We start from the raw sequence: 441 nt of genomic DNA on the forward strand, positions 1-441 counted from the left end.
TGGAGAATGTGAAAGCGGTTGATACAACAATTATTCAACCTTACCCTAAGTGTTCGTTCTCTACTACTATTTTTACTAATGGAAATTCACTTGATGAGTTATATTTATTTCATTCAGATTCTTTATTCGGTCAATGGGTGTCGCATCCATTGAATCCTATAGTTTCTGATGCAAAATCGGCTCGGCCTGCTGGTAATATATTTGTTCACGAGGATAAATTAATTAGACCATCACAAAATTGTTTATTTTCTTATGGATATTCAGTCAATTTGAATGAAATTGAAATACTTAATGAAGATTCATATAGAGAAAAGAAAATTAAAGAGATTACTCCAAGTATTTTTAAGAGGAACAAAGGTACCCATACTTACGTTTTTAATGAGGATTTGGAAGTACTTGATGGCAGAAAACAGGTACTTAAATTTAAGTAATCCTTATTAT

1 protein-coding gene is annotated in these 441 nt (G+C 31.1%); it reads left to right on the forward strand.

Going from position 1 to position 441, the window contains the following annotated elements:
* Positions 1-431 (forward strand): glucosamine inositolphosphorylceramide transferase family protein (locus tag KVT27_RS23735; RefSeq protein WP_483307979.1); only part of this gene is annotated, 431 nt, incomplete at its 5' end.
* Positions 432-441 lie beyond the last annotated feature (10 nt).

The organism is Lysinibacillus sp. GbtcB16 (assembly GCF_019091145.1).
In the GTDB taxonomy this organism is placed as follows: domain Bacteria; phylum Bacillota; class Bacilli; order Bacillales_A; family Planococcaceae; genus Lysinibacillus; species Lysinibacillus fusiformis.